This is a genomic window from Streptomyces sp. NPDC048696 (genome assembly GCF_043198895.1).
Taxonomy (GTDB): Bacteria; Actinomycetota; Actinomycetes; order Streptomycetales; family Streptomycetaceae; genus Streptomyces.
Genome location: NZ_JBICVJ010000004.1, coordinates 185,205 through 210,862, shown reverse-complemented (window position 1 = coordinate 210,862; position 25,658 = coordinate 185,205). Strand labels below are relative to the sequence as shown.

Below are 25,658 nucleotides of genomic sequence, written 5' to 3'. Positions count from 1 at the left end.
CCATGCTCTGGTCATGATCAAGTGGAGTGCCCTGCGGGGGACGGTGGCGCGGGGCCCGGCGGTCACCTACACGGTGCTCGCGCTGTGCTGCCTGATCTTCGTCGTCAGCCCGGTCTCCGGACTGAATCCCTCCTACGGGACGGGGGACGCGCTGCTCGCCGCGCAGAGCGCGTATTTCGCCCGCTGGGGTGTCATCCCGAACGAACTCACGACCGGCGACCCCGGCGCCCTCCTCACCCCCCTCACCGCGCTGTTCGTCCACGGCAACTGGCTGCATCTGCTGGGGAACATGCTCTTCCTCTACGTCTTCGGCGCGATGGCCGAGGAACGCATGGGCAAGATCGCCTTCGCGCTGTTCTATCTGGGCGTGGGCTATCTGGCCCTGCTGGCCTACGCGGCGGCGCACGCCACGTCCGACCAGACGCTGGTGGGGGCGTCCGGCGCGATCTCGGGCGTACTGGGCGCGTTCTTGTACCTCTTCCCCCGGGCGCGGGTGACCAGCCTCTTCCCGTTCCTCTTCTTCCTGCCGCTGCGCTTTCCCGCCTGGATCGTGCTGGTCTTCTGGTTCGTGCTCCAGTGGCTCGCGGTACGGGCGGCGCCGGCCGGGCCCGGGGTGGCGTATCTGGCCCATCTGGTCGGCTTCGGCCTGGGCTTTCTCTACGCCTGGGGGCGCTATCGCGGTACGGCTAGAGTGAAACGACCGAAGCCGCCACCGGCGTCGGCCGCCACCGAGGGAGAAGACCAGCCGTGATCACCGCGATCGTGCTCATCAAGACCAGCGTGGACCGGATCCCCGAGATCGCGGAGTCGATCGCGGCGCTGGAGAACGTGTCCGAGGTCTACTCGGTGACCGGCACGTACGACCTGATCGCCCTGGTCCGCGTGGCCCGCCACGACGACCTCGCGGACATCATCCCCGGCCGCATCAGCAAGATCCCCGGCGTCGAGGCCACGGACACGCACGTCGCGTTCCGCACGTACTCCCAGCACGACCTGGAGGCGGCGTTCGCGATCGGCCTCGACGCCTAGCCCCACCCCGCCCCTTCCCTAAACCCTCCGGGGGTGGGTGGGGGTTGAGGGGGGTTCTCCCGGGGGCTACGCCCCCGGACCCCCGGGCGGGGGCTGCGCCCCCTGCACCCCGCTACGGGGCTCCGCCCCGGACCCCGGCACGGTGGGTGGGTAGCGGGGCTCCGCCCCGAACCCCGGCAAGGTGGGCGGGTACGCGGGGCTCCGCCCCGGGCCCCGGCACGGTGGGTGGGTAGCGGGGCTCCGCCCCGGGCCCCGGCACGGTGGGTGGGTAGCGGGGCTCCGCCCCTGCACCCCGCTTCGTTCGGCTGCGGACCGTGCTGAGTTGCTCGCTCCCCCAAGTTCTCGACTCCGCTCGAACAGGGGGGACCCCCACCGCGGCGGAGCCGCAAATGTCACAGCCCCGCGCCCCTGAAGGAGGGCCCGAAGGGCCCATCCAAGGGGCGCGGGGAACTGCGCGAGCAACCCAGCACGGCCCGCGGGCAAACACGACCGGGCACCCCCACCTCCCAGGGGCGCGGGGAACTGCGCGCAACCCAGCACGATCCGCGGACGAACGTCAGCACCGCGGGGTGCAGGGGGCGCAGCCCCCGCCCACGGCCCGCAGACGAAGCGGGGGTTCGGGGCGCAGCCGCGAAGAGGGGCCCGGGGCCGAGCCCCGGAGCGTCACACGGCCGGGACGCAGCGGCCCTCCTCCGTTCGGTACGTCCACTTCGCTCCGTCCCGCACCAACTCCACCACCGCCCGCACAAACCGGTCCACATGCTCGTCCGGCGTGCCCGCGCCGAAGCTGACCCGGATCGCGTTCAGGGAGCGCTCACCCGGCTCCGCCTCCGGCGCCCCGCACTCGCCCGGATCCTGCGGCTCACTGCCGAGCAGCGTCCGCACCAGCGGGTGCGCGCAGAACAGCCCGTCCCGGACCCCGATCCCGTACTCCGCCGACAGCGCCGCCGCGAAGTGCGAGCTGTTCCAGCCCTCCACCACGAACGAGATGACGCCGACCCGGGGCGCGTCGTCGCCGAAGAGCGACAGGACGCGCACCTGCGGCACCGCCGCGAGCCCCGTGCGCACCTTCGAGATCAGGTGCTCCTCCCGCTCCACCAGCCCCTCGAACCCCGCCTCGGTCAGCGCCTTGCAGGCGGAGGCGATGGCGTAGACACCGATGACGTTCGGTGAACCGGCCTCGTGCCGGGCGGCGGTGGTGTGCCACTCCACGTCGACCCCGCCGTCACCGCGCCGGGCGACCCGGCGCGAGGCGCCGCCGCCCGCCAGATACGGCTCGGACGCCTGGAGCCAGTCGGCCCGCCCCGCGAGCACGCCCGAGCCGAACGGCGCGTACAGCTTGTGACCGGAGAACGCGATCCAGTCGACGTCCAACTCCCGTACGGAGACGGGGTGATGGGGCGCGAGCTGCGCCGCGTCCAGGACGATCCGCGCGCCGTGCGCATGCGCGGCCGCCGCCAACTCCCGTACCGGCCACAGCTCACCGGTCACATTGGAAGCGCCCGTCACACAGACAAGCGCCGGGCCGTAAGGCTCGCGGTCCGCGAGCGCCCGCTCAAGCGTGGCCACCGCCTGCTGCGGCGTACGCGGCGCGTTGAGGTAGGTCACGCGCGCGTCCCGCCACGGCAGCAGCGAGGCGTGGTGCTCGGTCTCGAAGACGAAGACCTGGCAGTCGGCCGGGATCACCTGGGCGAGGAGGTTGAGGGAGTCCGTCGTCGAGCGGGTGAAGACCACCTGGTCGGTGGGGCGGCAGTCGAGGAACTCCGCGACCGCCGCCCGGCTGTTCTCGAACAGGTCGGTGGAGAGCTGCGAGAGGTAGCCCGCGCCCCGGTGCACGCTGCCGTAATACGGCGCGTACGCGGCGACGTCGTCCCACACCCGCTGGAGGGCCGGCGCGCTCGCCGCGTAGTCGAGGGCGGCGTAGGTCACCTCGCCGCCGGTGACCAGCGGGACGGTGACATCGCGGCCGAGCACCGGCAGCGGCGCGGCGCAGCAGGGCTCTTCGGAGGCGGAGGCGGCGGTGGACGTGGCGGTGGACGTGGACGCGTATGCGGACATGGCGGTATCTCCCGGCAGGTCAAGGCGAACTGACTGTGAAGGCCCCGCGCGACGGCTCGACAGCCGTCCGGCGTACGGGGGTTGACCTCGACGTACGCGAAAAAGGGGCGTACGGAGGTGTACAGAAAGAGGGGCCGAAGGCCCTATCGCATTCGCTTGCTCACGAGACTGCTCCCTTGAGGACCAGGACCCCAGGGGCGCGCCACTCAGGAAATGAGTGCGCAGGGGTCCGCGCTTGCCGTAGACCTCGCTGCCTACGGCCTGGTCTTCACCCGGGGCACCCCGCCACGGACGGAGGGTTGCCGGACAGCGGGCCGGGGCCGTAGTCGCTGTCACTCATGACCTTGGAAAGCATCCTGCCATACGTCCGCGTACGCGCAAGGCGCGGTCCGGATGCCGGACTGCGCCCTGCGTCACACTCGTACGGGTCCCCGTGTTCGGGTCTGTTCGTCCGGACTACGCGTTGCTGGCCGCGACCCAGCGCTCCAGGGCCCGGCGGGCCGCCCCCGAGTCCACCGCCTCGGCCGCCTTGTCGATCTTGGCCCGGATCTGCTCCGCCAAAGTGCCCTCGCCCGGCTCCAGGGCGACCAGCGCGGCCGCCGAGTTGAGCAGCACCGCGTCCCGCACCGGCCCTCTCTCCCCGGCGAGCAGCCGCCGCGCCACGTCCGCGTTGTACGAGGCGTCCGCGCCGCGCAGCGCCTCGACCGGCACCAGGTCGATGCCCACGTCCCTCGGGTCGAAGGGCTCCTCGCGCACGGCGCCGTCCCGCACGATCCAGACCCGCGAGGTCGCGGTGGTCGTCAGCTCGTCGAGGCCGTCGTCGCCGCGGAACACCAGCGCCGAGGAGCCGCGCTCGGCGAGCACCCCGGCCACGATCGGCGCCACCCGCGCGTCCGCGACCCCGGTGGCCTGGGCCCCCACCCGGGCCGGGTTGGTCAGCGGGCCCAGGAAGTTGAAGGTCGTGCGGATGCCGAGCTCCCGGCGGGCCTGGGCCACGTACCGCAGCGCGGGGTGGAACGTCACCGCGAAGCAGAAGGTGATGCCCGCCTGCTCGGCCACCTCGACCACCCGCCGGGGGGTGAGGTTGAGATTGACGCCGAGCTTCTCCAGGACGTCGGAGGCGCCGCTGGCCGAGGACGCGGCCCGGTTGCCGTGCTTGACGACCTTCGCGCCGGTGCCCGCCACCACGATCGCGGACATGGTGGAGATGTTGACGGTCTTGGCGCCGTCGCCGCCGGTACCGACGATGTCCACCGTCGGGCCGGGCACCTCGATCAGATTGGCGTGCTCGTACATCGCCCGGACCATGCCGGTGATCTCGGCGACCGTCTCGCCCTTGGCCCGCAGGGCCACCATGAAGGCGGCGATCTGGGCGTCGCTCGCCTCGCCGCGCATGATCCGGTTCATCGCCCAGGCGGTCGCGTCCGCGCTCTGGTCGGTGCCGCTGAGCAGCGCGTCCAGTACGCCCGGCCAGGAGTAGGCCGCCACGCTGTCGCCGCCGACCGGGGTCACAACGTTCATGGTCCGCTCCTGGGTCCATCTACGGGTATGGGATGGGAACACCCTATCCAGCCCGGGGAACGGCGAAGGGCCCCGTCCATCGCCTGGACGGGGCCCTGTGCTGTGTGGCGTACAGCGGTGTCGCTAAGAGGGGATCAGTGGTGGCCGTGGCCGCTGGTGATCTCCTCGAACTCCTCGGAGGTCGGCTTGGCGATCTGGCTCTGCTCGCCGAAGTACCCCTTGTGGATCTTGACGCGCAGCTTCTCCATACGGGAGACCTTGCGGGCCACACCGTTCTCGTCGACGGCCGCGGGCAGCTCGTGCGGACGGGTCTGCTCGTGCGCGGTGAGCTTGTACAGCTGGCCCGCGTCGAGCGGCTCGTGCACCTCGATGAACTCACCGTGCGGCAGCCGCTTGATGATGCCGGTCTCGCGACCGTGCAGCACCTTCTCGGCGTCCCGGCGCTGCAGGCCCAGGCAGATCCGCTTGGTGATGATGAACGCGACGACCGGGCCGGCGAAGAACGCGATCCGGACGAACCAGGTGATGGCGTTGAGCGACAGGTGGAAGTTGGTCGCCCACAGGTCGTTGCCACCACCGACCAGCATCACCATGTACGCGGTGATCCAGGCCACGCCGATGCCGGTGCGCACCGGAGCGTTGCGCGGGCGGTCGGCGATGTGGTGCTCGCGCTTGTCCTTGGTGATCCAGGCCTCGATGAACGGGTAGGCCGCGATCGCGAACAGCACCAGCGGGAAGATCACCAGCGGGATGAACACACCGAGGACCAGCGTGTGGCCCCAGGCGTTGATCTCCCAGCCCGGCATCACTCGGATCAGGCCTTCGGCGAAGCCCATGTACCAGTCGGGCTGGGCGCCGGTGGACACCTGGTCCGGGCGGTACGGGCCGATGGCCCAGATCGGGTTGATCGAGGCGACCGCCGCGATGACCGCGATGACACCGAAGATCAGGAAGAAGAAGCCACCGGCCTTGGCCGTGTAGACGGGCAGCAGCGGCGCGCCCACGACGTTCTTGTTGGTACGGCCGGGGCCCGCGAACTGCGTGTGCTTGTGGTAGAAGACCAGGATCAGGTGCGTGACCATCAGGCCGAGCATGATGCCGGGCAGCAGCAGGATGTGGACCGAGTAGAACCGGGCCACGAAGTCGCCGCCGGGGAACTCGCCGCCGTAGATGAAGAACGACAGGTACGTGCCGACCACCGGGACGCCGAGGACGGCGCCCTCCATGAACCGGACACCGGTGCCCGAGAGCAGGTCGTCCGGCAGGGAGTAGCCGGTGAAGCCGGTGAACATGCCGCAGAAGAACAGCAGGAAGCCGAAGAGCCAGTTGACCTCGCGCGGCTTGCGGAACGCGCCCGTGAAGAAGACACGCATCATGTGCACGAACATGGCCGCGAGGAAGATCAGCGCCGCCCAGTGGTGGATCTGCCGGATCAGCAGACCACCGCGCACCTCGAAGCTGATGTGCATGGTCGAGTTGAACGCCTCGGACATCTGCACGCCCTGGAGCGGAACGTAGGAGCCGTCGTAGACGACCTCGTTCATGCTCGGGTGGAAGAACAGCGTCAGATACACACCCGTGAGGATGATGATGATGAAGCTGTACATGCAGATCTCGCCGAGCATGAAGGACCAGTGGTCCGGGAAGATCTTGCGCATGTTGGTCTTGGCCAGGGTGTAGATCCCCAGCCGACCGTCGGCCCAGTCGGCGAACTTCTCGCCGTTCCCGGGCTCGCGCCGCTCGTCGGTCGTCGTGGTGGTGCTCATCCGCGCTCCCAGAAGGCAGGACCGACGGGCTCTTCGAAGTCGCCGAGCGCTTCGAGGTAACCCTCGCTGTTCACGCCGATCCGCAGCTGCGGCAGAGCGTGACCGGCCGGGCCGAAGATGACGCGGGCCCCGTCGGAGAGGTCGAAGGTGGACTGGTGGCACGGGCAGAGCACGTGGTGGGTCTGCTGCTCGTACAGGCTGATCGGGCAACCGACGTGGGTGCAGATCTTGGAGAACGCCACGATGCCCTGGTGCGACCACTCCAGCTCGCGCTTGTCCTTGATGTTCTCCGGCTGCAGCCGGACGATCATCAGGGCCGCCTTGGCGATCTGGGTCTGGAAGTCGTGCTGGTCCTCCTCCAGGCCCTCGGGCTTGGCGAAGGTCAGCGAGCCGACCGCGACGTCCTCGGGACGCAGCGGCTCGTTGGTGTTCATGTTGATGAGGGCCTTGCCCTTGGCCCACATCGTCTTGCGCAGCTTGTCCTCGGGCAGCGTGCCCAGGTCGCGCAGGAGCACCACACCGGCGAGCGGCACCATGGCCAGCGCGCCGTACATGGTGTTGCGGATCAGCTTGCGGCGGCCGAAGCCGGACTCGCGGACGCCGTCCGCCCAGTCCTGCATGACCTTCTCGCGGACCTCCGGCGGCGCCGCGATCTCGTGGCGCTCGTCCGACATCTCCTCGTCCGACATCAGCGTGCGGGCCCAGTGGACCGCGCCGGCGCCGATGCAGAACAGCGCGACACCCAGGGTCAGACCCAGGGAGAAGTTCAGCGCGCTGACGTGACCGATCGGGAAGATGTAGACGATCTTGTCGATCGGGAAGATCACGAACGACGCGATGAAGGCCACGGTCGCGATCATCGACAGCGTGAAGAGGCCGGCGACCACGCGCTCGGAGCGCCTGGCGGCCGCCTCGTCGATGTCCTGGACGCGCGGGCGGTGGGGCGGCAGCCCCGGGTCCGCGAACGGGTCACGGGCACGCTCTACCGAGCCGTGCTCGGGGTCCTGCTCGCTGGGCAGGTTCTCGGAATTGTCTTGGCTACTCATGACTTCTTGGCCTTAGCGGAGTGGGCCGCGATCCAGATGGCAACTGCGATGAGGGCACCCAGACCGAAGATCCAGGCGAACAGGCCCTCGCTGACCGGGCCGAGGCCACCCAGCTCAAGGCCGCCGGGGCTGGCGGTCTTCTCGCTGTTCACAGCGTCCAGGTACGCGATGATGTCCTGCTTCTGCTTCTGCGGCATCGTCGTGTCGGGGAACGACGGCATGTTCTGCGGGCCGGTCTGCATGGCCTCGTAGAGGTGCTTGGGTGTCACGCCCTCAAGGCTGGGGGCGAACTTGCCGTGCGTCAGCGCACCGCCCTTGCCGGAGAAGTTGTGGCACTGGGCGCAGTTGGTACGGAACAGCTCGCCACCCTTGGCGATGTCCGCACCGTCCGGGCTGTACTGCTTCTCGGTCGGCTTGATCGGACCGGCGCCGAGGGAGGCGACGTACGCGGCGAGCTGGTCGATCTCGGCCTGCGTGTAGATGACCTTCTTCTTCGGCACCTGAGCGCCGGGCTGCTGCGCCGGCATACGGCCGGTGCCGACCTGGAAGTCCACGGCGGCGGAGCCGACGCCGACCAGCGAGGGACCGTCAGAGGTGCCCTGACCGCCGGTTCCGTGGCAGCTGGCGCAGCCGACGGAGTAGAGCTTCTTGCCCTCGTCGATGGCGAGGGACTGGGCGGTTTCGTCGGCCTTCGCCTTGTCCGCGGGCGCGAACGCGGCGTACAGCCCCCCGGTGGCCGCCAGCGCGAGGAGTAGGACGACGAGCGCCGCCAGCGGATGGCGTCGTCGTGCGGAGAGCTTTTTCACGGATTACCCCGGTGTCAGGATCTTCTGCGTCGATGCGGGATGGGTTCGGGCCTGCGGGCCCGATTACTTGATCAGGTAGATCGTGGCGAAGAGGCCGATCCAGACGACATCGACGAAGTGCCAGTAGTAGGACACGACGATGGCGGCGGTTGCCTGTTCGTGGGTGAACCTCTTGGCCGCGTAGGTCCTGCCGAGGACCAGCAGGAAGGCGATCAGACCGCCCGTCACATGCATGCCGTGGAAGCCGGTGGTCAGGTAGAACACCGAGCCGTACGGGTCCGAGGACAGCGAGAGGCCGTCCTTCTTCACCAGCTCGGTGTACTCGAAGACCTGGCCTCCGATGAAGATCGCACCCATCACGAACGTGATCGTGAACCAGGTGCGCAGCTTCTTCACGTCGCCCCGCTCGGCGGCGAAGACGCCGAGCTGGCAGGTGAGAGAGGAGAGCACCAGGATCGTGGTGTTCGTCGCCGAGAACGGAAGGTTCAGCGAGGACGCCATTTCCTTCCAGTGCTCGGCACCCGTCACCGATCGCAGGGTGAAGTACATCGCGAAGAGGGCCGCGAAGAACATCAGCTCGGAACTCAGCCAGATGATGGTTCCGACGCTGGTGAGGTTCGGCCGATTGACCGACGGGTGCGCGTGCCCGGTTTCTACTGTCGTTGCTGTCGCCACGACCGACATTATGTCGGTCGCTTATCTCGCGCTCACTCCGGGGGGTGCCGTTCGGTGTGTCCGCGCCCCGTGTCCTGCTCGAACGGCCCATCCGGGCGCTCGCCGAACCGGTGTTGACAGGGTGTCGGACGGAGTAGCATCCGCGCATCGGCTCCCGAGCCCGTACCGCCGTCGATTCGGAGGAACAATGCATTCGAGCGCCACCGTACTTGTCTACAGCGACGACGCGAGCACCCGTGAGCAGGTGCGGCTCGCCGCCGGACGCAGGCCCGCCGCCGATGTTCCCCCGGTGACCTTCCTGGAGTGCGCGACGCCACAGGCGGTCCTCAAGGAGCTGGACCGCGGCGGCATCGACGTGTGCGTCCTGGACGGGGAGGCCGTCCCGGCCGGCGGCATGGGCATCTGCCGGCAGATCAAGGACGAGATCTTCCAGTGCCCGCCCGTGCTGCTGCTCATGGGGCGCCCGCAGGACGCCTGGCTGGCCACCTGGAGCCGCGCGGACGCCGCGGTGACCCTCCCGGTCGACCCGGTCGAGTTCCCGGCCGCACTGGCCGCCCTGCTGCGCTCCCGGCGCACCGACGGCGCCGTGGCCCGTAGCTGATCCCCGGCCCCCCACCGGGCCCTCAGACCTGCGGCCGCAGCCGGGCGGAGTTCAGCTTGCTCTGCCCGGCCTTCAGGTCGGCCTGGAGCACGCTGCCCTTGTGCCACTCGTTCCAGTCGAGGTTCCAGTCGCCGAAGCCGTTGTCGAACGGCGTCATGTCCTCGCCGATGCTGTTGACCACCTTGACGATGTCGCCCTCGGTCACGGTCTCGTAGAACCAGGCCGCGTTGCCGGTGGACATGCCCGTACAGCCGTGGCTGACGTTCTCGGAGCCCTGTGAGCCGACCGACCAGGGCGCGGCGTGCACGTACTCGCCGCTCCAGGTGACCCGGGTGGCGTAGTAGACGGGCAGGTCGTACCCGTCCGAGCTGCTCGCCGAGATGCCGACGGTCTCCCCGCGCATCCGTACGAAGTACTGCTTGCCGAGCACCACCTTGACGCCGTTACGGGTGGAAAAGCCCGGCTTGCCGGTGGTGATCGGGATGGTGTTGATCACTTCTCCGTTGCGTTTGACCGTCATGTAGTGCGACGAGGCGTCCGTGATGGCCTCGATCCGGTCGCCCGTGGTGATCTTCAGGGGGTGCGCGGGGCCGCCGTAGAGCTTGTTGGCGATTTTCACGCCCTCCAGGCGCGAGGAGGCTCTGATCGTCGCGTCGGTCGGCCAGTAGTCCTTGGGCCGGTAGTGGAGCATCTTGTCGTTGACCCAGTACCAGGCGCCCTCCACCTTGGGCGTGGACTCGACCTTGAGCGCGCGTTCGACGATGGCGCGGGCCGCCTTGTCCTTGACCGGCTTGCTGAGCTCGGCCGTGATGGGCTGCCCGACGCCGTACTTGCCCGCGTCCGGGCCGAATTCGACCTTCACGGCATCCTTGGGCGCGGCCGTGTCGAACGTCAGCGTACGGCGGCCCGGAGAGCCGTCGGAGTCCTCCGTGGAGACCAGCACCGTGTAGTGGGTTCCTGCCACCAGCGGGGCCGTGGAGTGCCAGCGGTGGCCGTCGCCGTCCAGTTCGCCCGCCAGATAGCGGCCCTGGGCGTCCGTGGCCGTCACGTCCGTGAGGCGGCCGTTGCCCCGGGCGGAGATCTCCAGGGGGCGCTCCGGATCCGCCTTCGCGCTGCCCGCCGGGCCGTTGTAGACGACCTGGCCGGCCGCGTCGTACGGCTTGGCCGAGAGCGGGTTGCCGTCGGACCTGCCGCACGCGCCGGCGCCCGCCCCGAGGGACACGACCAGCAGGGTGCAGCCAAGGACGGTACGGGTACGCGGTGCGTGACTCATGACCACACGTTATGAAAAATAGTCATATTAAGCGCGCGGTATGACTGCAAACGGGCCGCCCTCACCCGGACGGCGCAGAAAAGCGAGGACCCCCACGGCTCGGAGTGAGCCGTGGGGGTCCTCGGAAGTGCTGCGGCGCACCTACTGGTTCTGGTTCTCGCCGCGGTAGTACTCGAACACCCAGCCGTAGATGCCGACCACGATCAGCGGCGCCGAGAAGTACAGCAGCCACCAGCCCATCGCGATGGCGAGGAAGGCGAGCGCGCCGCCCACCGCCAGCGAGAGCGGCTGCCAGCTGTGCGGGGAGAAGAATCCCAGCTCACCGGCGTCGTCCGCGACATCGGCCTCCTTGTCGTCCTGCGCGCCCGCGTCGACCCGCTTGGCCGTGAAGGCCAAGTAGAAGCCGATCATCACGCTCAGGCCGAAGGCCATCACGAGAGCGGTCGCACCGGCCGGCTCCTTCGACCACACGCCGTACACGACGGCCATGATCAGGATGAAGACGGAGAGCCAGAGGAACATCTTGCCCTGGATCTTCACTTGCCCGCCTCCTTGCCGCCGGCGAGGGCCTTGTCCCCATGACCGTGGTTCTCAAGCTGGTCGAGAGCCGCGATCTCCGGGTGGTGCAGGTCGAACGCCGGGGATTCGGAGCGAATACGCGGCAGGGTGAGGAAGTTGTGCCGCGGCGGCGGGCACGACGTCGCCCATTCGAGCGAACGGCCGTAGCCCCACGGGTCGTCGACCTCGATCTTCTTGCCGTACTTGGCGGTCTTCCAGACGTTGTACAGGAACGGCAGGATCGACAGGCCGAGCAGGAAGGAGCTGATGGTCGAGATCGTGTTCAGCGCGGTGAAGCCGTCGGCCGCGAGGTAGTCCGCGTAACGACGCGGCATGCCCTCGGCACCGAGCCAGTGCTGCACCAGGAACGTGCCGTGGAAGCCCACGAACAGCGTCCAGAAGGTGATCTTGCCCAGCCGCTCGTCCAGCATCTTGCCGGTGAACTTCGGCCACCAGAAGTGGAATCCGGAGAACATCGCGAAGACCACGGTGCCGAAGATGACGTAGTGGAAGTGCGCGACGACGAAGTACGAGTCGGAGACGTGGAAGTCCATCGGCGGCGAGGCCAGGATGACGCCGGTCAGACCACCGAAGGTGAAGGTGATCAGGAAGCCGACGGCCCAGAGCATCGGTGTCTCGAAGGACAGCGAGCCCTTCCACATCGTGCCGATCCAGTTGAAGAACTTCACACCGGTCGGTACCGCGATGAGGAACGTCATGAACGAGAAGAACGGCAGGAGCACGCCGCCCGTGACGTACATGTGGTGGGCCCACACGGTCACGGACAGACCGGCGATGGCGATCGTCGCGCCGACCAGGCCCATGTAGCCGAACATCGGCTTTCTGGAGAACACCGGAATGACTTCGGAGATGATTCCGAAGAAGGGCAAGGCGATGATGTACACCTCTGGATGGCCGAAGAACCAGAAGAGGTGTTGCCACAGTAGTGCGCCGCCGTTGGCCGCGTCGAAGACATGGGCACCGAACTTGCGGTCCGCCTCCAGGGCGAACAGCGCGGCCGCGAGGACCGGGAAGGCCAGCAGGACCAGCACACCGGTCAGCAGGACGTTCCACACGAAGATCGGCATACGGAACATCGTCATGCCCGGAGCGCGCATGCAGATGATCGTGGTGATGAAGTTGACCGAGCCGAGGATCGTGCCGAAGCCGGAGAAGGCCAGACCCATGATCCACATGTCGGCGCCGACGCCCGGCGAGCGGACCGCGTCCGACAACGGGGAGTAGGCGAACCAGCCGAAGTCGGCCGCGCCCTGCGGGGTGAGGAAGCCACCGACCGCGATGGTCGAGCCGAACAGGTAGAGCCAGTAGGCGAACATGTTCAGCCGCGGGAACGCCACGTCGGGCGCGCCGATCTGCAGCGGCATGATCCAGTTCGCGAATCCGGCGAACAGCGGCGTCGCGAACATCAGCAGCATGATCGTGCCGTGCATCGTGAACGCCTGGTTGAACTGCTCGTTCGACATGATCTGCGTGCCGGGACGGGCGAGTTCGGCGCGCATGAGGAGCGCCATCACACCGCCGATGCAGAAGAACACGAACGACGTGACCAGATACATCGTGCCGATCGTCTTGTGGTCAGTGGTGGTCAGCCACTTCACGACGACGCTTCCCGGCTTCTTGCGCCGGACCGGCAGCTCGTTCTCGTACGAGTCGTCTGCTGCCGCGGCACCCTGAGATTCGTTGAGGATGCTCACAGTTTGTTCGTCTCCGCGTTCTTGGCGGGGTCGGTCTGAGCGATGCCCGCCGGCACGTAGCCGGTCTGGCCCTTCGCCGCCAGCTCCTTGAGGTGCTGCTGGTAGCGCTCCGGGGAGACGACCTTCACGTTGAAGAGCATCCGGGAGTGGTCGACACCGCACAGCTCGGCGCACTTGCCGAGGAAGGTGCCCTCCTGGGTCGGGGTCACCTCGAAGGAGTTGGTGTGCCCCGGGATGACGTCCTGCTTCATCAGGAAGGGGACCACCCAGAAGGAGTGGATGACGTCACGCGACGTCAGCACGAAGCGGACCTTCTCGCCCTTGGGCAGCCACAGGGTGGGCCCGGGGTTTCCGGTCTGCGGGTTCCGTGTGCCGGGGATGCCGACGTCGTAGACGCCGTCCGCGCCGGCCGGGAAGTCCTTGGTGAAGCGCTCCGGAATGGCGGAGAGCTCCTTGGACTTCGCGGCGTCGCCCGTGGCCGGGTTGCCGTCCACGTCCTCGACGTAGTTGAAGCCCCAGCTCCACTGGTAGCCGACCACGTTGACGGTGTGAGCCGGCTTCGGGGTGAGCTCAAGGAGCTTCGACTCATCACGCGCGGTGAAGTAGAAGAGCACCGAGACGATGATGAGGGGGACGACCGTGTACAGCGCCTCGATGGGCATGTTGTACCGGGTCTGCGGAGGTACCTCGACCTTGGTGCGGCTGCGCCTGTGGAAGATGACGCTCCACAGGATCAGGCCCCAGACCAGCACGCCCGTGGCGAGCGCTGCCGCCCACGAACCCTGCCAGAGGGAGAGGATCCGCGGAGCCTCTTCCGTCACCGGGGTGGGCATACCGAGGCGAGGGAAGTCTTTCCAGTTGTACGAGCAACCGGAGGCGGTAGCCAGGACCAGGCCCGCGGTCAGCACCTGCAGCAGCTTCCGCCGCATCGGGCGCCGCGACGAGCGGTCGGAGCCGTTGGGACTCACGTAGCGCCTTCCCGAGAGTCTCGCCCGCGCCGGCCGGCTACGGCCGTCCGTCTCGCTGGTCGGTCGCCGCCCTGGCCGCGGGCAGGGGTTTGGATGTTTATGCGGACCAAACCCTACTGGACGCTATTTGGGGTCGCGCGGGGAGGGTGCCCAACGCGCCGCCCGGGCCCCCGAAGGGGTGGAATACGGGCCTCCGGGCGGGTATCTGACGGGTCTTTCTGTACGGGGTCCACTACGAAGCCGTGCCCTGCGTCGTGCGGCACGGTGCAACCTCCCGGGGCGCGGGGCTGTGACATTTGCGGCTCCGCCGCGATGGGGGTCCCCCCTGTTCGAGCGGAGTCGAGAACTTGGGGGAGCGACCAGCCACAAACGGCCCGCAGCCAAACGACGACGCTGCCGACCGACCGCACCGGACCCCGCCCGCGTTAGCGTGAGGCGTGCCCTACTTCGACGCCGCCTCCGCCGCCCCGCTGCACCCCGTGGCCCGCCAGGCCCTGCTGGCCGCCCTGGACGAGGGCTGGGCCGATCCGGCCCGGCTCTACCGCGAGGGGCGCCGGGCCCGGCTGCTGCTCGACGCCGCCCGGGAGGCCGCCGCCGAGGCCGTCGGCTGCCGTCCGGACGAGCTCGTGTTCACCTCTTCGGGGACACGCGCGGTGCACTCCGGAATTTACGGAAGCCTTGCCGGGCGCCGGCGCGTCGGCCGCCATCTGGTGGTGTCGGCGGTCGAGCACTCCTCCGTCCTGCACACGGGGGCGGCCCTGGAGGCGGACGGCGGGTCGATGACCGAGGTCCCGGTCGACCGGAGCGGCGCGGTCTCCCCCGCCGCGTACGCCGCCGCCCTGCGCCCCGACACCGCGCTCGCCTGCCTCCAGTCCGCCAACCACGAGGTGGGGACTGTCCAGCCGGTGGCCGAGGTGGCCGAGGCGTGCCGGGCGGCCGGGGTGCCGCTCCTGGTGGACGCGGCCCAGTCGCTGGCCTGGGGCCCGGTCGAGGACGGCTGGTCGCTGCTGGCCGCGAGCGCGCACAAGTGGGGCGGCCCGGCGGGGGTCGGGCTCCTCGCGGTCCGCAAGGGCGTCCGGTTCGCCCCGCAAGGCCCGGCGGACGAGCGCGAGTCGGGCCGGGCGCCCGGCTTCGAGAACATCCCGGCGATCGTGGCGGCCGCGGCGTCACTGCGGGCGGTCCGGGCGGAGGCGGCGGCCGAGTCGGTACGGCTGCGGGCCCTGGTCGACCGGATCCGCACCCGGGTGCCCGAGCTCGTCCCGGACGTGGAGGTGGTCGGCGACCCGGCGCGGCGGCTGCCGCATCTGGTCACCTTCTCCTGTCTCTATGTCGACGGAGAGACGTTGCTGCATGAGCTGGACCGGGTGGATTTCTCCGTTTCCTCCGGTTCGTCGTGCACCAGCAGCACGCTGACGCCGAGCCATGTGCTGCGGGCGATGGGGGTGCTGAGCGAGGGGAACGTACGGGTGTCGCTGCCGGCCGGGACGGCCGAGGCGGACGTGGACCGGTTCCTGGAGGTGCTGCCGGAGGTGGTCGCGTCCGTACGCGAGAAGCTGGGCGCGCCGGTGGCGGCGCCCGCCCCCGCGACCCCGTCCGGTGATCTGACCGTGGACGCGCTCGGCCGGCGCTGCCCCATCCCGGTGATCGAGCTGGCCAAGGTGATCAATGATGTGCCGGTCGGCGGGACCGTCACGGTCCTGGCCGACGACGAGGCGGCCCGGCTCGACATCCCGGCCTGGTGCGAGATGCGCGGCCAGGAGTACGTGGGGGAAGAGGCTCGGGAGCGCGGGGCGGCGTACGTGGTGCGGCGGATGAGCTGAGCGGCCGTGCCGTGGTGCGGGGGTACGGCGTACCCCCGCACGGGGGACTACGCCAGATGGGCGCGGACCTCGGCCGCCGCCTCGTCGCCATACGCCTTGGTGAAGCGGTCCATGAAGTGGGCGCGGCGCAGCTGGTACTCCTGGGTGCCGAGCGTCTCGATCACCAGCGTCGCCAGCATGCAGCCGACCTGCGCGGCCCGCTCGTGGCCGACGCCCCAGGACAGACCGGACAGGAAGCCCGCGCGGAACGCGTCGCCGACGCCCGTCGGGTCGACCTTCGCGTCCTCCTCCGGGCAGCCGACCTCGATCGGGTCGTGGCCGACCTGCTCGATGCGGACACCGCGCGAGCCGAGCGTGGTGACCCGGTAGTCGACCTTGGCCAGGATCTCGGCGTCGCTCCAGCCGGTCTTGGACTCGATGAGCCCCTTCTCGTACTCGTTCGAGAAGAGGTAGGTCGCGCCTTCGAGCAGCGTGCGGATGTCGTCGCCGGACATCCGGGCGATCTGCTGGGAGAAGTCGGCCGCGAACGGGATCGCGCGGGCCTTGCACTCCTCCGTGTGGCGCAGCATCGCCTCGGGGTCGTCGGCGCCGATGAGGACGAGGTCGAGGCCGCCCACGCGCTCGGCCACCGACTGGAGCTCGATCTGACGGGCCTCGCTCATCGCGCCCGTGTAGAAGGAGCCGATCTGGTTGTGGTCGGAGTCCGTGGTGCAGACGAACCGGGCGGTGTGCAGGACCTCGGAGATCCGCACCGAGTTGGTGTCCACCCCGTGGCGGTCCAGCCAGGCGCGGTACTCGTCGAAGTCGGAGCCCGCGGCGCCGACCAGGATCGGGTTGCCGCCGAGCTGGCCCATGCCGAAGCAGATGTTCGGGCCGACACCTCCCCGGCGTACGTCGAGGTTGTCGACCAGGAACGAGAGGGAGACCGTGTGCAGCTGATCGGCGACCAGCTGGTCGGCGAATCGGCCGGGGAAGGTCATGAGGTGGTCGGTGGCGATGGAGCCGGTGACAGCGATACGCACGGCTAGGACACTCCTGCGTGGAGGACTGTTGACAGTTAACGCTACCGGGTCGCACGGGCTCCCCTGAAGTGCGGAAACTACCCAATAGTAGGTCTTTTTTCGCATGGTTCCTGATGCGTACGGTGCGGAATATGGAAACCATGAAGCGCACCGGGAACGTCCCGCCCGCCGATTCGGGCCTGGCGGAGCTGCGCGGCGACTGCGCGCGGATGGCGCCGCACTGGGTGGTCCCGGCGGCGGCCGCGACCGCGCCGGTGCCGCCGTCCCTGATCCACGGGGTGTCGGTGCCGTCGGACTCGGTCCGGCTGATCGCCGGTATGTCCGAGTACGGGGACTGAGCCGGGCGAGCCCGCGAGGCGGCCGAGTCAGTCGGGCAGCGCGCGAAGGGAACCGCGCGCTCCCCCGCTCCGTCCAAGGCGTGTCCCCCGTAAAGGGGATGCGGGATACGACTGGACAGGAGCGATGCGGTGAGCAGCGAGCACACGCAGGAAGAGTCGCGTCAGCGGCGGACGCGACGATCCCCCTTCGTCCTCGCCTCGGTCGCGGCCGCGGTGCTGGTCGCGGGCGGCGGCGGGGCGTACTGGGCGTCCACCGCCTCGGGCGGTTCGTCCGCCGACGACAAGGCGGCCGGGGCGGGCGCGGGCTCCACCCCGCCACCGCTGGCACTCGACAGCGGCAGCGGCGGCGGGCCGGGCATCGCCCCCGGCGAGCCCGACCCCAACGGGGTGGTCTACCGCGCCGCGGGCAAGCTGCCGGACGGCCCCGCCAAGGCGGCGGTGTACCGGGCGGGCGGCACGGTGGACGAGGCCGAGGTGGCCCGGCTCGCGAAGGCGCTGGGGGTGGACGGCACTCCGCACCTGGAAGGCGGGGTCTGGCAGACGGGCGTGGTCAAGGACGGCGCCGGACCGGTGCTGACGGTCAATCAGAAGGCCCCGGGTTCCTGGACGTTCCATCGCTACGGCAGCGGCGGCTCGGACAACTGCCCCAAGGGCATGATGTGTCCGCTGCACACCACCGGCGCGGACTCCGGCGACGCCGTCCCGGGCGGCCCGCCGGTGAGCGAGCAGGCCGCGAAGGCGGCGGCCGCGCCCGTGCTGAAGGCGCTGGGCGAGGACGACGCCAAGCTGAACGCGACCCAGCTGATGGGCGCGGTCCGGGTGGTCAACGCCGATCCGGTGATCGGCGGGCTGCCCACGTACGGCTGGACGACCGGCGTACAGGTCGGCCCCGACGGCCGAGTGGTCGGCGGCAGCGGCCAGTTGAAGACTCCGCAGAAGGGCGCCACGTACCCCGTACTGAGCGCCGAGGAGACGCTGAAGCAGCTCAACGGGTCGGGCGGCGGGCGCCCGGCGAGCAAGGACTGCACGGGGCCGGTGCCGCTCGGGGACCAGAGCCAGGGCGAGCCGACCAAGGGCAAGCTGCCGAGCGACCCGCAGCGCAAGCTCCCCAGTGACCCGCAGGGCCCCGTCAAGCCGTGTACGCACGCGACGCCCTCGACGGTGACCATCGACAAGGCGGTGTTCGGGCTCGCGGCGCAGTACGTGGACGGGCAGCAGACGCTCGTACCGTCGTGGCTGTTCCAGGTGAAGCCGGCCGGCGCCGCGCAGCCGGTCACGATCACGGCCGCGGCGGTGGCCCCGCAGTACGTGGTCAAGCCGCCGGCACCGCCGTCCGGGACCGGCACCGGCGTGCCCGCCCCGTCCGGGCACCCGTCACCGGCCGGGCATCAGGCGCTGGTCTCGTACGCGATCGCCCAGGACGGCAGGACGCTGACCGTCACCTTCTGGGGCGGGGTGTGCGACACCTACGCGGCGACGGCCGACGAGAGCGGCAAGGACGTCCGGGTACGGGTGGGCGTGGCGCATCACGACGCCAAGAAGATCTGCGTGATGCTCGCCAAGAAGGAGAGCGTCACGGTGGCGCTGCACCAGACGCTCGGGGCGCGCCAGGTCGTGGACGCGGACACCGGGCAGGCGCTGCCGAAGGACTGAGCGCGCCGTGAGGAACGGGGCTTGGCGCCCCCGTGGAGAACGCGGATGGGCGGGGCCCCCGGAGAAATCCGGGGGCCCCGCCCATCTCGCGCCGCGTGGCCGGTCACCGCTGGGGCGGCCGGCGCGCCGCTTAGCTGAAGGAATCGCCGCAGGCGCAGGAGCCCGTCGCGTTCGGGTTGTCGATCGTGAAGCCCTGCTTCTCGATGGTGTCCACGAAGTCGATCGAGGCGCCGCCGAGGTACGGGGCGCTCATGCGGTCGGTGACGACCTTGACGCCGCCGAAGTCCTTGACGACATCGCCGTCGAGCGAGCGCTCGTCGAAGAAGAGCTGGTAGCGCAGGCCGGAGCAGCCGCCGGGCTGGACCGCGACGCGCAGCGCCAGGTCTTCCCGGCCTTCCTGGTCAAGGAGGGCCTTGACCTTGGCCGCAGCGGCGTCCGACAGGAGGATGCCGTCGCTCACAGTGGTGGTCTCGTCCGATACGGACATCTGCTTCTCTCCCGGGTTGTACGGAGACTGCTTGCCGACCGGTGAAACCGGCGGTGCCCCGGATTCATTCCGGGCCATGCGTGTGTCTTGGCTCCCCTTCATGCTCGCATACCCGGCGACCGGCCGGAAAAGACCTGTGGACAACGTCGGAAAGGGGATGTGTCACATAGACGCTATGGCCATCGTCAAACTGACGTGAAGCGGTTATGATAGATAGCGTCATTTAGACGAAAACTCGTCTGCGGAACAGAAAGGGTGCGTGACGTGACCACCGCCCAGACCAGTGTGGACCTCGACGTCCAGCCGTCGCCGCTCGCTCTGCTGCTGCTCGGCCGGGAGGCCGACGCCAAGAGCGAGCGCGGTGTGGAGTGCCCCGGCGACCTGCCGTCCCCCTCCGACCCCGACCTGGTGGCGCGCGCCCGCGCGGCCAAGGAGAAGCTCGGGGACAAGGTCTTCGTGCTCGGCCACCACTACCAGCGCGACGAGGTCATCCAGTTCGCCGACGTCACCGGTGACTCCTTCAAGCTGGCCCGGGACGCCGCCGCGAAGCCGGAGGCGGAGTACATCGTCTTCTGCGGTGTGCACTTCATGGCCGAGTCGGCGGACATCCTGACCGGCGACGACCAGAAGGTCGTGCTGCCGGACCTGGCCGCGGGCTGCTCGATGGCCGACATGGCCACCGCCGAGCAGGTCGCCGAGTGCTGGGACGTGCTGACCGAGGCCGGGATCGCCGAGCAGGTCGTGCCCGTCTCGTACATGAACTCCTCGGCCGACATCAAGGCGTTCACGGGCAAGCACGGCGGCACGATCTGCACCTCGTCCAACGCCAAGAAGGCCCTTGAGTGGGCGTTCGAGCAGGGCGAGAAGGTGCTCTTCCTGCCGGACCAGCACCTGGGCCGCAACACCGCCGTCCGCGACATGGGGATGTCGCTCGACGACTGCGTGCTCTACAACCCGCACAAGCCCAATGGCGGGCTCACGGTCGAGCAGCTGCGCGACGCGAGGATGATCCTGTGGCGCGGCCACTGCTCGGTGCACGGCCGGTTCTCGGTGGACTCGGTGAACGACGTGCGCGAGCGGATCCCGGGCGTCAACGTCCTGGTGCACCCCGAGTGCCGCCACGAGGTCGTGGCCGCCGCCGACTACGTCGGCTCGACGGAGTACATCATCAAGGCCCTGGAGGCCGCCCCGCGCGGCTCGAAGTGGGCCATCGGCACCGAGCTGAACCTGGTCCGCCGTCTGGCGAATCGATTCGCCGCCGAGGACAAGGAGATCGTCTTCCTCGACAAGACGGTCTGCTTCTGCTCGACCATGAACCGGATCGACCTGCCGCACCTGGTGTGGGCGCTGGAGTCCCTGGCGGACGGCAAGCTCATCAACCAGATCCAGGTGGACGCGGAGACGGAGAGCTTCGCGAAGCTGGCGCTTGAGCGCATGCTGGCGCTTCCGTAGACAGCACATGCGTACGTGTAAGGGCCGCTCCCCATGGGGAGCGGCCCTTACACGTACGGCGCTACTCCGCCCTCGGGCGCACCAGGCCCGACTCGTAGGCGATCACGACCAGTTGGGCCCGGTCGCGCGCGCCGAGCTTCGCCATCGCCCGGTTGACGTGGGTCTTCACCGTCAGGGGACTGACCACCAGGCGTTCGGCGATCTCGTCGTTGGACAGGCCCGCCGCCACCTGGGTCAGGACCTCGCGCTCACGCACGGTCAGGGCGGACAGGCGCTCGCCGTGGGCGCCCGGCGGGTCGCCCGAGCCGTCCCAGGTGCCGCCCTGCGCCAGGAACGTGGTGATCAGGCCCTTGGTGGCCGCGGGCGAGAGCAGGGCCTCGCCCGCCGCCGCGATGCGGATGGCGTTCAGGAGCTCGTCCGGCTCGGCGCCCTTGCCGAGGAAGCCCGAGGCCCCGGCGCGCAGCGACTGCACCACGTACTCGTCGACCTCGAACGTGGTGAGCATCACCACGTGCACATCGGCGAGTTCGGGGTCCGCGCTGATCATGCGGGTGGCGGCGAGGCCGTCCGTGCCGGGCATCCGGATGTCCATCAGGACGACGTCCGCCCGGGTGGACCGGGCCACCGCGACCGCCTCGGCGCCGTCCGACGCCTCCCCGACGACCTGCATCCCGGGCTCGGAGTCGACCAGCACACGGAACGCGGAGCGCAGCAGCGCCTGGTCGTCGGCGAGTACCACCCTGATCGTCATGCGCTGCCTTCCCACGGCCCCTCGGCCGCGGCGCTCCGCACGGCGTCGGCCGCCTTGCGGGTCCGCGCCGTACGGGCCGTGTCGGCCGTCTTGACCGGCAGTATCGCCTGCACCCGGAAGCCACCGCCGTAGCGGGGTCCGGCGGTGAGCGTGCCGCCCAGCGCGCTGACCCGCTCGCGCATCCCCAGCAGACCGTGCCCGCCGCCGTCGCCGTCGGCGGTGCCGGTGCCGTTGTCGATGACGGTCACCTCGGCGTTCGGCCCCACCCGCACCACGCTGACCTCGGCCTTCGCGTCGGGTCCCGCGTGCTTGCGTACGTTGGTGAGCGCTTCCTGGATCACCCGGTACGCGGCGAGGTCGACGGCCGCCGGGAGCCCGGCGCGGACGGCCGCGTCGACGGGGGCGAGCTCGACCGGGAGCCCGGCGCGGCGGACCGCGTCCAGCAGGTCGTCCAGGAGCGCGAGGCCGGGGGCCGGCTCGGTGGGGGCCTCCGGGTCGCCGGACTGCCGCAACAGGCCGACGGTGGCACGCAGTTCGTTCAGCGCCGAGCGGCTGGCCTCGCGTACGTGCGCGAGCGCTTCCTTGGCCTGGTCGGGGCGCTTGTCCATGACGTGCGCGGCGACCCCGGCCTGCACATTGACCAGCGCGATGTGATGGGCGACGACGTCGTGCAGATCGCGCGCGATGCGCAACCGCTCCTCGGCGACCCGGCGGCGGGCCTCCTCCTCCCGGGTGCGCTCGGCCCGCTCGGCGCGCTCGCGGATCGACTCGACGATGGCCCGCCGGCTGCGCACCGCGTCACCGGCGGTCGCGGCCAGCGCCGTCCAGGCGAGCACGCCGACGTTCTCCTGGGCGTACCAGGGCGCGTCCCCGAAGAACATCGCGGTGCCGGTGAGAACGGCCATGGTGGCGGTGCCGACGCGGTACGTGGTGGCGCGGTCGGTGTGCACCGCGACCGTGTACAGGGCGACGACCGGGCTGATCGCGATGGGCGCGGGCGAGTTGCCCGAGAGCAGGTCGACGACGGTGACGGCGCTGGTCCAGGCGAGCACGGCCAGCGGGTTGCGACGGCGCAGGACCAGGGCCGCGGCGCCCAGCGTGACCAGCACGAGCGCGGTGGCGCCGGGGGTTCTGGTGCCGAAGACGGGGCCGTTGGAGCCGTGCGGGTCGGCGAAGGAGCCGACGATCATGCAGATGAGGACGGCGGTGGCCAGGCCCGCGTCCCCTGCCAGGGGGTGGGCTCTGAGCCACTCGTGCATTCGGGCGAGCGTCACGGGTCCACGGTACGGGGCACTCCCCTGTCGGGGCTGCGCCCCCGACCCCGTACCCCGGTCAGCCCGGAATCAGGCCGTCGTCGCTCAGCATGTCCTTGACTTCGTCCAGGCTGGCGTCGTGGGCCGGCAGGATCAGCTCCGAGGGCTCCAGAGCGTCGTCCGGGAGCGGTTCGCCAAGGCGGCGGACCGCGTCCAGGAGGGCGCCGAGGGTGCGGCGGAAGCCTTCCTCGTCACCCGACTCCAGCTCTTCGAGCAGTTCGTCGTCGAGCTTGTTCAGCTCGGCGAAGTGGCCGTCGGCCAGCTTCCACTGCCCCTCCCCCATGATCCGTACGATCATGGTGAACTCCTCCTCGGCCTTGGCCTACTGCTTGTCGAAGCGGGGGGTCTGCTGCTGGCGGTCCTGCGGGGTGGACGTGCCGTTGCCGCCCTCGATGGCCGGCTTGGCCGACGTACCGCCGGTGAGCTCGGCCTTCATCCGCTGAAGCTCCAGCTCTACATCCGTACCACCGGAGATCCGGTCCAGCTCGGCCTGGAGGTCGTCCTTCTGCAGGCCGGACTGGTCGTTCAGGGCGCCGGAGGCCAGCAGCTCGTCGATCGCGCCGGCCCTCGCCTGGAGCTGCGCGGTCTTGTCCTCGGCACGCTGAATGGCCATGCCGACGTCGCTCATCTCCTCGGAGATGCCCGAGAAGGACTCGGCGATCCGGGTCTGCGCCTGGGCCGCCGTGTAGGTCGCCTTGATCGTCTCCTTCTTCGTACGGAAGGCGTCGACCTTGGCCTGGAGTCGCTGGGCCGCAAGGGTGAGCTTCTCCTCCTCGCCCTGCAGCGTCTGGTGCTGCACCTCCAGGTCGGAGACCTGCTGGGTGAGGGCCGCGCGGCGGGACAGCGCCTCGCGCGCCAGGTCCTCGCGGCCGAGCGCCAGCGCCTTGCGGCCCTGGTCCTCCAGCTTGGTCGACTGGCTCTGGAGCTGGTTCAGCTGCAGTTCGAGCCGCTTGCGCGAGGTCGCCACGTCGGCGACGCCGCGGCGGACCTTCTGAAGCAGCTCAAGCTGCTTCTGGTACGAGTAATCGAGGGTCTCGCGCGGGTCCTCGGCCCGGTCAAGGGCCTTGTTCGCCTTCGCGCGGAAGATCATCCCCATACGCTTCATGACACCGCTCATGGGCTTCGCGCGCCCCCTTCTGACGGACTCCAGCTCCAGCTGCTGCAACAGAACCCACAGTACGGGCCCTGCATCCATTACCGCACTGTTCGGACACGGATGCGCTCATCCCCAAGGACGACTGCGTCCCCGGGCGCTCCGGCGCAAGGAGTAGGTGACGGTCAGGGACCCCGCACTCACTTCCCGCACACCTTGGCGCGCACACCCCCACAGACGCAAGGCGTTGCCGGATCGTTCCCCACCGGCCTGCGGTCGTCGCCCGCGACCCCGTACCCTTGGGCTTTGTGTTCCGTAGCCGTTCCAAGGAAGAGAAGGCCCCCACCGACAAGGTGACGGCGGACCTCTCCAAGCAGCCCCGCGACCCCGAGGCCCCCAAGGGCCGGCCCACGCCGAAGCGCGCCGAGGCCCAGACCCAGCGCCGTCGGGCGTCGACCGTGCCGACCGACCGCAAGGAGGCCGCCAAGCGCCAGCGCGAGGCCCGCCGTGCCGATCTCGCCAGGCAGCGCGAAGCGCTCGCCAACGGCGACCAGCGCTATCTGCCGGCCCGCGACAGGGGTCCCGTGCGCAAGTTCGTGCGCGACTTCGTGGACTCCCGGTGGTGCATCGCCGAGTTCTTCCTGCCGCTCGCCGTGATCATCCTGGTCCTCTCGATGGTCCGGATCGGCAGCCTGCAGAACATCGCGCTGCTGCTCTGGCTCGGTGTGATCGTGCTGATCCTCATCGACTCGGTCGGTCTGGCGTTCCGGCTCAAGAAGCAGCTGCGTGCGCGCTTCCCGGAGGAGCCCACCAAGGGCGCGGTGGCGTACGGCCTGATGCGTACGCTCCAGATGCGCCGGCTGCGTCTGCCGAAGCCGCAGGTCAAGCGCGGAGAGCGACCCTGAGCACGGAGGTCGCCGGTTTCAGCGGCGCCTCCGGCCACTGGCTGAAGGGCCTGGGCGGGCTGCGCAACACCGTGCGCCAGGAGCTCGTGGCCCGTCAGCTGGACGAGCAGATAGCCGCCCGCTTCCCGGTCGGCCAGCGGCTGCGCGTCCTCGACGTCGGTACGGGACAGGGCACCCAGGCCCTGCGCCTGGCCCGCGCCGGGCACACCGTGACCGGCCTGGAGTCCGACCCCGAGATGCTGCGGGCGGCGCGCGAGGCGCTGTCGACCGAGCCCGAGGGCATCCGTGAGCGGGTGCGCCTGATCGAGGGCGACGGCCACGAGACGGGTGTGCACTTCCTGCCCGGCTCGTTCGACGTGGTGCTCTGCCACGGCGTCCTGATGTACGTCCAGGAGCCGGACGCGATGCTGGCGGGTCTCGCGCGGATGCTGGCCCCCGGTGGGCTGCTGTCGCTGCTCGTGCGGAACGCGGACGCCCTGGCCATGCGGCCGGGTCTGGCCGGGGACTGGGCGGGGGCGCTGGCCGCGTTCGACACGGACGCGTATACGAATCGGCTCGGGCTGTCCGTGCGGGCCGACCGGCTCGACACGCTCACGCGGACCCTGGATGGCATCGCTGCGCCGTTGCATGCGTGGTACGGGGTGCGGGTGTTCACCGACAACGTGCCGAACGAGGTCCAGCTTCCGGCGGCGGATGAGCTGGACCGGCTGCTCGCCGCCGAGGACAAGGCGGGGCGTGTCGATCCGTATCGGCGGGTTGCTGCGCTTCTTCATCTTTGCGGCGTGCGGGGGTAGTTCGTTCGGGTGCG

25 protein-coding genes and 1 riboswitch are annotated in these 25,658 nt (G+C 69.8%); of the genes, 9 read left to right on the top strand and 16 right to left on the bottom strand.

Annotation, left to right across the window (positions count from 1 at the left end; translation table 11 throughout):
* The first annotated feature begins 13 nt into the window (after window positions 1–13).
* Together ACGFRG_RS10115 and ACGFRG_RS10110 are read left to right on the top strand one after the other, a co-directional pair.
* Window positions 14–751 carry a rhomboid family intramembrane serine protease gene (locus tag ACGFRG_RS10115; RefSeq protein WP_361428011.1) on the top strand — a complete coding sequence of 246 codons (738 nt, stop codon included), beginning with the start codon at window positions 14–16 and terminating at the stop codon, window positions 749–751.
* Window positions 748–1,029, top strand: a complete 282-nt coding sequence (locus tag ACGFRG_RS10110) for an Lrp/AsnC family transcriptional regulator (protein ID WP_114057247.1) — start codon at window positions 748–750, stop codon at window positions 1,027–1,029. The genes ACGFRG_RS10115 and ACGFRG_RS10110 overlap by 4 nt, the downstream gene beginning before the upstream one ends.
* A gap of 663 nt (window positions 1,030–1,692) precedes the next feature.
* On the opposite strand, the gene ACGFRG_RS10105 is transcribed toward ACGFRG_RS10110, so the two are convergent.
* The 6 genes from ACGFRG_RS10105 to ACGFRG_RS10080 form a co-directional block, all read right to left on the bottom strand.
* Entirely contained in the window at window positions 1,693–3,087 is a 1,395-nt protein-coding gene (locus tag ACGFRG_RS10105; RefSeq protein ID WP_393262982.1) for an aminotransferase class V-fold PLP-dependent enzyme, read from the bottom strand.
* A gap of 226 nt (window positions 3,088–3,313) precedes the next feature.
* A riboswitch (SAM riboswitch) is annotated at window positions 3,314–3,431 on the bottom strand.
* A gap of 112 nt (window positions 3,432–3,543) precedes the next feature.
* The gene (gene trpD, locus ACGFRG_RS10100) at window positions 3,544–4,608 is read right to left on the bottom strand and encodes an anthranilate phosphoribosyltransferase (protein WP_361428006.1); all 1,065 of its coding nucleotides are present in this window, start codon (window positions 4,606–4,608) and stop codon (window positions 3,544–3,546) included.
* Window positions 4,609–4,742: 134 nt separating this feature from the next.
* Complete coding sequence (locus ACGFRG_RS10095) at window positions 4,743–6,374, bottom strand: cytochrome bc complex cytochrome b subunit (RefSeq protein WP_361428004.1); 1,632 nt, start codon at window positions 6,372–6,374, stop codon at window positions 4,743–4,745.
* A complete protein-coding gene (locus ACGFRG_RS10090) occupies window positions 6,371–7,420 on the bottom strand; it encodes a Rieske 2Fe-2S domain-containing protein (protein WP_361428002.1) in 1,050 nt (349 codons plus the stop codon). Before ACGFRG_RS10090 ends, ACGFRG_RS10095 begins: the two co-directional genes overlap by 4 nt.
* Window positions 7,417–8,226, bottom strand: a complete 810-nt coding sequence (locus tag ACGFRG_RS10085; protein WP_361428000.1) for a c-type cytochrome — start codon at window positions 8,224–8,226, stop codon at window positions 7,417–7,419. The genes ACGFRG_RS10090 and ACGFRG_RS10085 overlap by 4 nt, the downstream gene beginning before the upstream one ends.
* 63 nt (window positions 8,227–8,289) lie before the next feature.
* Window positions 8,290–8,910 (bottom strand): heme-copper oxidase subunit III, encoded by a 621-nt coding sequence (locus ACGFRG_RS10080; protein WP_188274058.1) that lies wholly within the window; start codon window positions 8,908–8,910, stop codon window positions 8,290–8,292.
* A gap of 178 nt (window positions 8,911–9,088) precedes the next feature.
* Between ACGFRG_RS10080 and ACGFRG_RS10075 the strand changes: the two genes are divergently transcribed.
* Complete coding sequence (locus ACGFRG_RS10075; RefSeq protein ID WP_393262979.1) at window positions 9,089–9,502, top strand: hypothetical protein; 414 nt, start codon at window positions 9,089–9,091, stop codon at window positions 9,500–9,502.
* A 22-nt stretch (window positions 9,503–9,524) separates the two neighbouring features.
* Here the strand turns inward: ACGFRG_RS10075 and ACGFRG_RS10070 are convergent, their stop codons facing one another.
* From ACGFRG_RS10070 to coxB, 4 genes are all read right to left on the bottom strand, one after another.
* Window positions 9,525–10,775, bottom strand: coding sequence for an Ig-like domain-containing protein (locus ACGFRG_RS10070; protein WP_361427996.1), 1,251 nt, complete (start codon window positions 10,773–10,775; stop codon window positions 9,525–9,527).
* 141 nt (window positions 10,776–10,916) lie between these two features.
* Entirely contained in the window at window positions 10,917–11,315 is a 399-nt protein-coding gene (locus ACGFRG_RS10065; protein ID WP_361427994.1) for a cytochrome c oxidase subunit 4, read from the bottom strand.
* Window positions 11,312–13,048, bottom strand: coding sequence for a cytochrome c oxidase subunit I (ctaD, locus tag ACGFRG_RS10060; RefSeq protein WP_361427992.1), 1,737 nt, complete (start codon window positions 13,046–13,048; stop codon window positions 11,312–11,314). The genes ACGFRG_RS10065 and ctaD overlap by 4 nt, the downstream gene beginning before the upstream one ends.
* Window positions 13,045–14,016 carry a cytochrome c oxidase subunit II gene (gene coxB, locus ACGFRG_RS10055; RefSeq protein WP_361427990.1) on the bottom strand — a complete coding sequence of 324 codons (972 nt, stop codon included), beginning with the start codon at window positions 14,014–14,016 and terminating at the stop codon, window positions 13,045–13,047. The genes ctaD and coxB overlap by 4 nt, the downstream gene beginning before the upstream one ends.
* A 437-nt stretch (window positions 14,017–14,453) precedes the next feature.
* On the opposite strand from coxB, the gene ACGFRG_RS10050 reads away from it, so the two are divergent.
* Window positions 14,454–15,836, top strand: a complete 1,383-nt coding sequence (locus ACGFRG_RS10050) for a cysteine desulfurase/sulfurtransferase TusA family protein (protein WP_393262975.1) — start codon at window positions 14,454–14,456, stop codon at window positions 15,834–15,836.
* A 47-nt stretch (window positions 15,837–15,883) separates the two neighbouring features.
* On the opposite strand, the gene ACGFRG_RS10045 is transcribed toward ACGFRG_RS10050, so the two are convergent.
* Window positions 15,884–16,858 carry a carbohydrate kinase family protein gene (locus ACGFRG_RS10045; RefSeq protein ID WP_361427986.1) on the bottom strand — a complete coding sequence of 325 codons (975 nt, stop codon included), beginning with the start codon at window positions 16,856–16,858 and terminating at the stop codon, window positions 15,884–15,886.
* Between the two features lie 131 nt (window positions 16,859–16,989).
* Here ACGFRG_RS10045 and ACGFRG_RS10040 point away from each other — a divergent pair, with 131 nt between their 5' ends.
* Together ACGFRG_RS10040 and ACGFRG_RS10035 are read left to right on the top strand one after the other, a co-directional pair.
* Window positions 16,990–17,196 (top strand): hypothetical protein, encoded by a 207-nt coding sequence (locus ACGFRG_RS10040; protein WP_361427984.1) that lies wholly within the window; start codon window positions 16,990–16,992, stop codon window positions 17,194–17,196.
* Between the two features lie 129 nt (window positions 17,197–17,325).
* Window positions 17,326–18,849 (top strand): hypothetical protein, encoded by a 1,524-nt coding sequence (locus tag ACGFRG_RS10035; protein ID WP_393262972.1) that lies wholly within the window; start codon window positions 17,326–17,328, stop codon window positions 18,847–18,849.
* A gap of 130 nt (window positions 18,850–18,979) precedes the next feature.
* On the opposite strand, the gene ACGFRG_RS10030 is transcribed toward ACGFRG_RS10035, so the two are convergent.
* The gene (locus tag ACGFRG_RS10030; RefSeq protein WP_101387995.1) at window positions 18,980–19,336 is read right to left on the bottom strand and encodes an iron-sulfur cluster assembly accessory protein; all 357 of its coding nucleotides are present in this window, start codon (window positions 19,334–19,336) and stop codon (window positions 18,980–18,982) included.
* Window positions 19,337–19,591: 255 nt separating this feature from the next.
* On the opposite strand from ACGFRG_RS10030, the gene nadA reads away from it, so the two are divergent.
* The gene (nadA, locus tag ACGFRG_RS10025; RefSeq protein ID WP_393262969.1) at window positions 19,592–20,788 is read left to right on the top strand and encodes a quinolinate synthase NadA; all 1,197 of its coding nucleotides are present in this window, start codon (window positions 19,592–19,594) and stop codon (window positions 20,786–20,788) included.
* A gap of 61 nt (window positions 20,789–20,849) precedes the next feature.
* Here nadA and ACGFRG_RS10020 read toward each other — a convergent pair whose 3' ends face one another.
* From ACGFRG_RS10020 to ACGFRG_RS10005, 4 genes are all read right to left on the bottom strand, one after another.
* Window positions 20,850–21,539, bottom strand: a complete 690-nt coding sequence (locus ACGFRG_RS10020; RefSeq protein WP_361427978.1) for a response regulator transcription factor — start codon at window positions 21,537–21,539, stop codon at window positions 20,850–20,852.
* Window positions 21,536–22,798 carry a histidine kinase gene (locus ACGFRG_RS10015; RefSeq protein WP_361428190.1) on the bottom strand — a complete coding sequence of 421 codons (1,263 nt, stop codon included), beginning with the start codon at window positions 22,796–22,798 and terminating at the stop codon, window positions 21,536–21,538. The genes ACGFRG_RS10020 and ACGFRG_RS10015 overlap by 4 nt, the downstream gene beginning before the upstream one ends.
* A 73-nt stretch (window positions 22,799–22,871) precedes the next feature.
* Window positions 22,872–23,150, bottom strand: a complete 279-nt coding sequence (locus ACGFRG_RS10010) for a hypothetical protein (protein ID WP_361427975.1) — start codon at window positions 23,148–23,150, stop codon at window positions 22,872–22,874.
* Between the two features lie 24 nt (window positions 23,151–23,174).
* The gene (locus ACGFRG_RS10005; RefSeq protein WP_361427973.1) at window positions 23,175–23,969 is read right to left on the bottom strand and encodes a PspA/IM30 family protein; all 795 of its coding nucleotides are present in this window, start codon (window positions 23,967–23,969) and stop codon (window positions 23,175–23,177) included.
* A gap of 284 nt (window positions 23,970–24,253) precedes the next feature.
* On the opposite strand from ACGFRG_RS10005, the gene ACGFRG_RS10000 reads away from it, so the two are divergent.
* Entirely contained in the window at window positions 24,254–24,850 is a 597-nt protein-coding gene (locus ACGFRG_RS10000; protein ID WP_361427971.1) for a DUF3043 domain-containing protein, read from the top strand.
* A gap of 86 nt (window positions 24,851–24,936) precedes the next feature.
* The gene (locus ACGFRG_RS09995) at window positions 24,937–25,644 is read left to right on the top strand and encodes a class I SAM-dependent methyltransferase (RefSeq protein ID WP_393262965.1); all 708 of its coding nucleotides are present in this window, start codon (window positions 24,937–24,939) and stop codon (window positions 25,642–25,644) included.
* The last annotated feature ends 14 nt before the right edge of the window (window positions 25,645–25,658 follow it).

Coding starts and splice junctions, on each gene's coding strand:
- ACGFRG_RS10075 (WP_393262979.1), top strand. CDS start 9,089: ATGCATTCGAGCGCCACCGTACTTGTCTACAGCGACGACGCGAGCACC.
- ACGFRG_RS10090 (WP_361428002.1), bottom strand. CDS start 7,420: ATGAGTAGCCAAGACAATTCCGAGAACCTGCCCAGCGAGCAGGACCCC.
- ACGFRG_RS10020 (WP_361427978.1), bottom strand. CDS start 21,539: ATGACGATCAGGGTGGTACTCGCCGACGACCAGGCGCTGCTGCGCTCC.
- ACGFRG_RS10015 (WP_361428190.1), bottom strand. CDS start 22,798: ATGCACGAGTGGCTCAGAGCCCACCCCCTGGCAGGGGACGCGGGCCTG.
- ACGFRG_RS10105 (WP_393262982.1), bottom strand. CDS start 3,087: ATGTCCGCATACGCGTCCACGTCCACCGCCACGTCCACCGCCGCCTCC.
- ACGFRG_RS10030 (WP_101387995.1), bottom strand. CDS start 19,336: ATGTCCGTATCGGACGAGACCACCACTGTGAGCGACGGCATCCTCCTG.
- ACGFRG_RS10115 (WP_361428011.1), top strand. CDS start 14: ATGATCAAGTGGAGTGCCCTGCGGGGGACGGTGGCGCGGGGCCCGGCG.
- ACGFRG_RS10005 (WP_361427973.1), bottom strand. CDS start 23,969: ATGAGCGGTGTCATGAAGCGTATGGGGATGATCTTCCGCGCGAAGGCG.
- ACGFRG_RS10070 (WP_361427996.1), bottom strand. CDS start 10,775: ATGAGTCACGCACCGCGTACCCGTACCGTCCTTGGCTGCACCCTGCTG.
- ACGFRG_RS10010 (WP_361427975.1), bottom strand. CDS start 23,150: ATGATCGTACGGATCATGGGGGAGGGGCAGTGGAAGCTGGCCGACGGC.
- trpD (WP_361428006.1), bottom strand. CDS start 4,608: ATGAACGTTGTGACCCCGGTCGGCGGCGACAGCGTGGCGGCCTACTCC.
- ACGFRG_RS10040 (WP_361427984.1), top strand. CDS start 16,990: ATGGAAACCATGAAGCGCACCGGGAACGTCCCGCCCGCCGATTCGGGC.
- ACGFRG_RS10080 (WP_188274058.1), bottom strand. CDS start 8,910: ATGTCGGTCGTGGCGACAGCAACGACAGTAGAAACCGGGCACGCGCAC.
- ACGFRG_RS10095 (WP_361428004.1), bottom strand. CDS start 6,374: ATGAGCACCACCACGACGACCGACGAGCGGCGCGAGCCCGGGAACGGC.